At 72.1% G+C, this 5334-nt stretch carries 6 protein-coding genes and 1 tRNA gene; 3 read left to right on the forward strand and 4 right to left on the reverse strand.

The window, feature by feature from the left end:
- The first annotated feature begins 393 nt into the window (after nucleotides 1-393).
- Nucleotides 394-1782: a glycoside hydrolase family 16 protein gene (locus AAH991_RS39705; RefSeq protein ID WP_346231120.1), complete on the forward strand. Its 1389-nt coding sequence runs from the start codon at nucleotides 394-396 to the stop codon at nucleotides 1780-1782.
- Nucleotides 1783-1834: 52 nt separating this feature from the next.
- On the opposite strand, the gene AAH991_RS39710 is transcribed toward AAH991_RS39705, so the two are convergent.
- Nucleotides 1835-2413 carry a DUF5666 domain-containing protein gene (locus tag AAH991_RS39710; RefSeq protein ID WP_346231121.1) on the reverse strand — a complete coding sequence of 193 codons (579 nt, stop codon included), beginning with the start codon at nucleotides 2411-2413 and terminating at the stop codon, nucleotides 1835-1837.
- Nucleotides 2414-2662: 249 nt separating this feature from the next.
- Complete coding sequence (locus AAH991_RS39715) at nucleotides 2663-3256, reverse strand: TetR/AcrR family transcriptional regulator (RefSeq protein ID WP_346231122.1); 594 nt, start codon at nucleotides 3254-3256, stop codon at nucleotides 2663-2665.
- Between the two features lie 83 nt (nucleotides 3257-3339).
- Here AAH991_RS39715 and AAH991_RS39720 point away from each other — a divergent pair, with 83 nt between their 5' ends.
- Nucleotides 3340-4047 (forward strand): alpha/beta fold hydrolase, encoded by a 708-nt coding sequence (locus tag AAH991_RS39720; protein WP_346231123.1) that lies wholly within the window; start codon nucleotides 3340-3342, stop codon nucleotides 4045-4047.
- On the opposite strand, the gene AAH991_RS39725 is transcribed toward AAH991_RS39720, so the two are convergent.
- Together AAH991_RS39725 and AAH991_RS39730 are read right to left on the reverse strand one after the other, a co-directional pair.
- Nucleotides 4048-4668 carry a LysE family translocator gene (locus tag AAH991_RS39725; protein WP_346231124.1) on the reverse strand — a complete coding sequence of 207 codons (621 nt, stop codon included), beginning with the start codon at nucleotides 4666-4668 and terminating at the stop codon, nucleotides 4048-4050.
- A 73-nt stretch (nucleotides 4669-4741) separates the two neighbouring features.
- Entirely contained in the window at nucleotides 4742-5110 is a 369-nt protein-coding gene (locus AAH991_RS39730) for a response regulator transcription factor (RefSeq protein ID WP_428834097.1), read from the reverse strand.
- Between the two features lie 148 nt (nucleotides 5111-5258).
- Between AAH991_RS39730 and AAH991_RS39735 the strand changes: the two genes are divergently transcribed.
- A tRNA-Arg gene (locus AAH991_RS39735) sits at nucleotides 5259-5333 on the forward strand.
- Nucleotide 5334 lies beyond the last annotated feature (1 nt).

The following is a 5334-nucleotide window of genomic DNA, read 5'->3' on the forward strand; positions in this document are numbered from 1 at the left end:
AGGCCTGGGCCGCCACCCCGCTGGTCCGCCGCCTCCCGATCCTCAAGTAACCCAACCGACTCCGGTGCCCGCCCCCATCCCTCCCGGGGGTGGGCACCGGCATGTCCGGGGGCGATCGGTCTTCGAGAGGGAGAGCGCTCTCCGCTGGAGCCGCTCACGGGCGGTGTGGTCGAGAGAACGCTCTCTCGAATTTCACAGATCCTCTTGACGTCAGTGAGATTCAGAGGGGACAGTGGCGCTCAAGTGGTCCGCGGGCGCGGTGCGCGGGCTCTCACGACCCTTCCCGGACGCCGCCGTCCGGCCTTCCGGCAGACGTCCCCCGTCTCCGCTCCGTGAGGCCGCCCGCACCCCCATCCCCCCACCGCGACGACCGGACCGAGGAGAGAGGTACTCATGCGTGTGCTCCACTCCCCATGGCGGCGTTCGATGCTGGCGTTGCTCGCCGCGGCCGCCGCGGTCATGGCCCTCGCCGTACGGCCCGCCGACGCGTCCGTCCCGGGAACGCCGTCCGGCTGGTCGCTCGTCTGGTCGGACGACTTCACCGGCGCGGCCGGATCGCTCCCGTCATCCGCGAACTGGATCATCGACACCGGCCGCTCCTACCCCGGCGGCCCCTCGAACTGGGGCACCGGCGAGATCCAGAACTACACGGCCGACCCGGCGAACGTCAGCCTGGACGGCTCCGGCAACCTGCGCATCACCCCGATCGGCAGCGGGCAGAACTGGACCTCCGCCCGCATCGAGACCCGTCGTACGGACTTCAAGCCCGCGGCCGGGCGGATCCTGCGCATCGAGGGGCGCATCCAGATGCCGAACGTCACCGGCAACGCCGCCCTCGGCTACTGGCCGGCCTTCTGGGCGCTGGGCTCGCCGTACCGCGGCAACTACCAGAACTGGCCCGCCATCGGCGAGTTCGACATCATGGAGAACGTCAACGGCATCAACTCGGTCTGGGGCGTGCTGCACTGCGGCGTGAACCCCGGCGGGGCGTGTGACGAGACCAACGGCCGGGGCAGCAGCCGGGCCTGCCCGGGCTCGACCTGCCAGTCGGCCTTCCACACCTACCGGTTCGAGTGGGACCGCAGCGTCACCCCCAACCAGCTCCGGTGGTACGTGGACGGCCAGCAGTTCCACAGCATCAGCCAGAGCCAGCTCGACGCCACGACCTGGTCGAACATGACCTCCCACGCCGGATACTTCATCCTGCTCAACGTCGCCATGGGCGGCGGCTTCCCCAACGGCGTCGCCGGGTTCTCCACGCCGACCTCCGCCACGGTGTCCGGACGGCCGATGGTCGTCGACTACGTGGCCGTGTGGCAGAGCGGCGCCACCAGCAGCCCGCCGCCGAGCTCGCCCCCGCCGGGTGGCGTGGACGCCCGCTCCACCATCCAGGCCGAGGCGTACCAGGCGCAGAGCGGCACGCAGACGGAGACCACCCAGGACTCCGGCGGCGGCCAGAACGTCGGCTACATCTCCAACGGCGACTGGCTGCGCTACGACGGCGTCGACTTCGGGTCGACGGCGGCGCGGCAGTTCAGGGCCAGGGTCGCCTCCGGCGCGGCGGCCGGCGTGAGCGGGCTCGTACAGGTGCGGCTCGACAGCCCGACGGCCACTCCCATCGGCGACTTCGCCGTGGGCAACACCGGTGGCTGGCAGACCTGGACGACCATCCCGGCCAACATCGCGCCGACCACCGGCACCCACACCGTCTACCTCACCTTCAGCAGCGGCCAGCCGGCCGACTTCGTCAACCTCAACTGGTTCACGTTCGCCACGTCGTGAGGTCACCCGGGCGGGGGTCGCGGTGGCCTCCGCCCGTGGACCACGAGTGCCGTCATTCGGTGGGCGTGACGGTCTCCGGCGACGCCGTCTCGCTGGGTGTCGCGGGCGCGGTCGGGGTCTGCGGTGCCCCCGTCGGGGGCGCCCCGCCTCCGCCGTGGCCCGGCAGCGCCGGCCGGCTCGCGTCCGCGACGATGATCGCCTTCGGGTTGTTCCCCGTCGTGCCCACGACCCAGACCTGGTCGCCCTCCCGGATGCCCTGCAGGCCCTTGTAGTCGGCGACGATCCTGGTCGACTCGTCGACCGTGTAGGCGCGGCCGTTCACCGTGAGGGTGCTGCCCTGCAGCGAGTCCACGGCGCCCGTCTGGCTCGTGAAGGTCTGGTAGTCGCCGGACGGGCTGGGCTGTGCCTGCGCCTTGGCCGGTCCGAGCTGGAGCAGTGCGAGCTCGGTCATGCCGAACTGCTCCGGGCCCGGCCGCACCTGGCCCGCCCGGGCGTACGGCGGCTGGTCATGAACGGGAGCGCCGGCCGTGGCGAGGCCGGCGCCGGTGGCGAGGGTGAGCGCCGCGGCGACTCCGAGGAGGAGCCGGGGCCGCTTGCCGTAAGGTTTCGGCGGCTTGCTGGAAGTGGTCATCGGTGTGCTCCCTCCACCTCCGCGCTGGGGCACGGCATGACGCGGTGCGGCCTGACGTGGCCGGCGCGGCTGGGATGTGCGCGAATGACGTGAGCGGACGTGACCGCGGCGGGTCATGGAACGTCCGTCGGAAAGGATGGGCCGGGCGCACGCGGCCGCGCGTGGAGCGCGCGGCACCGGCGGACCCCTCGCGGGGCGCCACGGGCGCGCCCACCCGGGCCGCCCGATCGATCCGCCCGATCCGCCTGGTCAGCCGCCGGTACGCGCCGGTCGGCCTGCCTTCGGATCCCCTGGCCGCCCTACCCCATCGAGTACGGCGCTCACCGCCCGCCCGGTAAAGCCATCGTCCAGAGGCAATTGCCGGAATACCACCCGCAGCCAGACCGCGCCGGCGAGCAGATCCATAATCATCATCGGGTCGGCGTCATCGCCGATCTCGCCGCGTTCCCGGGCCCGCTCGAAGATCGGGCGCTCCCGGGCGAACCGGTCGGCGAAGAACCCCTTGGCCGCCGCCGCCAGTTCGGGGTTGTTGGCGGCGGCCCCGAGCGCCGCGACGGCGATGTCCGCCGCGGGGGGAGTGGTGACCAGCCGCGCCAGGCCGTCCAGCAGTGCGTGGAGATCGCCACGGAGGCTCCCGGTGTCGGGCACGTCGAAGTCGAGCGCCCGCGCCTCCACCAGCGCCGTGCCGAGCAGGGCGGCCTTGGACGGCCACCACCGGTAGATCGTCGTCTTGTTGACCCCCGACCGTTCGGCCACGCCCTCCACGGTCAGGCCCTCGTACCCCTTCTCCGCCAGCAGCAGCAGCGTGGCGTTCAGGATGTCGTCCTTCTTGCGTGGGGCCATGCCGGGAGCCTACTGCAACGGACCGTTGTGTTTTACTGGGATAAGCACAACGCAACGGTGCGTTGTTGTTGAGGAGGTGTGTCATGAGCCTGCCGGTGGTCTTCGTCCACGGCACACGCGTGAGCGGCACGATGTGGGCCCCGGTCCGGGCGCTGCTGCGGGCCCCGTCCGCCGCGCCCGACCTGCCCGGTCACGGTCGCCGGCGCGGCCGGCCGTACGACACGGAGGCGGCCTGCGACGTCGTGGCGCAGGCGATCACCGACCTGGGCGGCCGGGCGCTCGTCGTGGGGCTGTCCCTCGGCGGCTACGTGGGCATCGCCGCCGCCGCACGGCATCCCGGCCTCGTCGCGGGCCTGGTGGCGATGGGGTGCACGACGCGCCCGGACCGGCCCATCGCGCACGCCTACCGGTTTATGGGGCGCCTGGCCTCCCGCAACGCGGAGTGGGCCGACCGGGTGAGCCGTGTCGCGCTGCGCCGGATGCTGCCGGGCGCCGCCGGGGCGGCCATGATCGAAGGCGGGCTGAGCAGCGAGGTCGTGGCGTCCGTCATCGCGGCGATCACGGCGGAGGACCCCCTCACCTCGCTGGCGGCCTACCCCGGGCGGGTCTGGCTGGTGAACGGCGCCCGCGACCCGTTCCGGGCCGACGAACAGGCGTTCCTGCGGGCCTGCGTCGACGGCAGCCTCACGCACGTGCCGGGCCGGGGGCATCTGACCGTGCTCGCCGACCCCGCCCGGCTCGCCCGCTTCGTCGACGCCGCCGCCGGGGAGGTCTCCGGCTGCCCGGCCTGATCACCCCCGCGCCGTACGCCCGGCTCCGCCGAGCGCGGCGACGAGCGCGAGCGCCAGGTAGACCAGCCCCGAGGCGTACCTGAGCGTGCTCGCGCGCAGCCGCCCGCCGAGCGACCCCGCGGTGAGCGCGTACGCGAGGTCGGAGGCCAGCCCGATGACGGCGATCACCAGTCCGAGGAGCAGGACCTGCCCCGGCACGTCGCCCGAGGGATCCACGAACTGGGGCAGGAACGCCAGGAAGAACAGCACGGTCTTGGGATTCAGCACGTTGACCATGACGCCTTCGAGGAAGACCCGGCGCAGCGGCTGCGGCCTCGGCTCGTCACCGCCGGCGCCCCGGCGGGTCAGGGCGCGGACGCCGAGATAGACCAGGTAGGCGACGCCGGCCCACTTCACCGCGGCGAACAGCGCCGCGGACCGCGCGAGCAGATAGGACAGCCCGGCCGCCGCGGCGGCGATGTGGACCAGCGTGCCCGTCTCCACGCCGAGGGCCGAGGCGACCCCGGCGCGACGGCCCTGGGCGACACCCCGGGCGGCGATGTAGAGGTGGTTGGGCCCGGGGACGGCCACCAGAGCCGCCGAGGTCGCCGTGAAAACCAGGAACGTCGAGGTATCGATCACGCTTGCCGAGGCTAGAAGCGTTCCGCCCCGCGTTCCCGGGCCAATCGGCCGCCGTGTGCGTGGACCAATCCGCTCAGAGCGAGCCGGGCCCCTTGGCGAGGTCCCGTACGATCTGGATCAGCTCGGCCGGGTCGAACGGCTTGGTGAGATAGGAGTCGACACCGATGTCGTATCCCCGCCTCCGGTCGTCCTCCTGGGCCCGGGCCGTGATGAGCATGACCTTGATGTGCCGGGTGCTCGGGTCCTCCCGCAACCGCCTGGCCGTCTCCCAGCCGTCCAGGCGCGGCATCATCACGTCGAGCGTGATCACATCGGGATCCACGTCGTGGACGCGGTCCAAGCAGTCCTGCCCGTCGTAGGCGGTCTCGACCTCGAACCCCTCCAGGGTCAGGTTGACCGCTATGAGCTGCCGGATGACCTCGTCGTCATCCACGACCAGCACGCGTCCCAGAAGCTCGCTCACGGCGGCAAAGCTAGCAATGAGACGGGGCGGGCGCGCGGTTTTCGCTGATCTACGGGCTCACCCGCCCGGGCGGCCGTATTGATGTGACGAACGGCCTTCAAGTGCTGGTAGCCTTATCAGCGGTTGAGCCCCCTTAGCTCAGGGGATAGAGCACCGGCCTCCGGAGCCGGGTGCGCAGGTTCGAATCCTGCAGGGGGCACCAT

The sequence above is a fragment of the Microbispora sp. ZYX-F-249 genome (assembly GCF_039649665.1).
GTDB classification, from domain to species: Bacteria; Actinomycetota; Actinomycetes; order Streptosporangiales; family Streptosporangiaceae; genus Microbispora; species Microbispora maris.

Coding starts and splice junctions, on each gene's coding strand:
- AAH991_RS39715 (WP_346231122.1), bottom strand. CDS start 3,256: ATGGCCCCACGCAAGAAGGACGACATCCTGAACGCCACGCTGCTGCTG.
- AAH991_RS39710 (WP_346231121.1), bottom strand. CDS start 2,413: ATGACCACTTCCAGCAAGCCGCCGAAACCTTACGGCAAGCGGCCCCGG.
- AAH991_RS39705 (WP_346231120.1), top strand. CDS start 394: ATGCGTGTGCTCCACTCCCCATGGCGGCGTTCGATGCTGGCGTTGCTC.
- AAH991_RS39720 (WP_346231123.1), top strand. CDS start 3,340: ATGAGCCTGCCGGTGGTCTTCGTCCACGGCACACGCGTGAGCGGCACG.